Origin of the sequence: Neobacillus niacini (assembly GCF_000759675.1) — a bacterium.
Lineage (GTDB): Bacteria > Bacillota > Bacilli > Bacillales > Cytobacillaceae > Neobacillus > Neobacillus niacini_A.
On sequence record NZ_BAWM01000065.1, the window covers coordinates 1 to 1081 of the forward strand.

At 37.4% G+C, this 1081-nt stretch carries 2 protein-coding genes and 1 tRNA gene; 1 reads left to right on the forward strand and 2 read right to left on the reverse strand.

The features are described 5' to 3' along the window. Positions 1-3 precede the first annotated feature (3 nt). Positions 4-78: transfer RNA gene (locus tag TR08_RS19025), tRNA-Asn, on the reverse strand. Between the two features lie 130 nt (positions 79-208). Then, a complete protein-coding gene (locus TR08_RS19030; RefSeq protein ID WP_045520912.1) occupies positions 209-682 on the reverse strand; it encodes a SprT family protein in 474 nt (157 codons plus the stop codon). Between the two features lie 94 nt (positions 683-776). Between TR08_RS19030 and cmpA the strand changes: the two genes are divergently transcribed. After that, a complete protein-coding gene (gene cmpA, locus TR08_RS32100) occupies positions 777-890 on the forward strand; it encodes a cortex morphogenetic protein CmpA (RefSeq protein WP_095251326.1) in 114 nt (37 codons plus the stop codon). Positions 891-1081 lie beyond the last annotated feature (191 nt).

The window sequence follows — 1081 nt, forward strand, 5'->3', positions numbered from 1 at the left end:
AAATGGCTCCGCAGGTAGGACTCGAACCTACGACCGATCGGTTAACAGCCGATAGCTCTACCACTGAGCTACTGCGGAATAATATTAACTTAATTATTAAATAAGTTACCAAACAAGGACAATGACCTTGTCGACTCTTTACATTATAATGACGTTGTATTATAAAGTCAATACGATTTTTCGATAAAATAAGTTGCAAGATATTTCCTTATTCCTCATGTAACTCTTTTACCTTTATAAGCTTACCTCTACACTTTCCACACACATATCGACTTGTATTAATGCTTCGTTTTCTTTTATATTGCTGATGGCATTTTGTACATTCATAAAGGTGGATTTTATTGGAGATGCGTTTCTTAGATTTGTCTAGTAGCGGACTACAAAATCTCGGTGCGCCTACTTTTTTTAATAACATTTTAAAATCTGGATCACGGTGCTGATATCCTTTACCTTCTAAATGGAGATGGTAATGGCAGAGTTCATGTTTAATAATCCCGATTAGTTCGTTTAAGCCCAGCTGGTCTAAGTATTTTTTATTAATATCGATATCGTGAGTCCCAAGTAGATATCTTCCCCCCGTTGAACGCAGCCTGCTATTAAAGGAGGCTTTATGTCTAAAAGGCTTACCAAAAGATTCAATCGAGACCTTTTCAACTAATTTTTGTAGTTCTTTATCCTCCATTTCCTATACCTCCTTACATAAAAGCGAACGTGACAACCTATTATAGCATATATTGTATATACCTATAATGATCTACTTTTCGGGAGGGTTAACTATGCCGACTTGGTTTCAAAACCAAATGAAAAGAGCTTTCTACGAGAAGGACCGATACCAAATCAAGCTGTTAAACCAATGCTGGTTTTTTTACAGAAAAAAACACATTTCATAGTTCCAGTCACCAGTGGTCTCCATTGGTGACCACTTTTTCTATTTCCCTTGCTGTTCTGGTCACCTATAACCTCCATTGGTTACCACTTTTCCATCTTTCTTGCTGTTCTGGTCACCTATAACCCCTATTGGTTACCTCTTTTCCATCTTTCCTTGCTATCCTGGTCACCTATAACCCCTATTGGTTACCTC

Coding starts and splice junctions, on each gene's coding strand:
- TR08_RS19030 (WP_045520912.1), bottom strand. CDS start 682: ATGGAGGATAAAGAACTACAAAAATTAGTTGAAAAGGTCTCGATTGAA.
- cmpA (WP_095251326.1), top strand. CDS start 777: ATGCCGACTTGGTTTCAAAACCAAATGAAAAGAGCTTTCTACGAGAAG.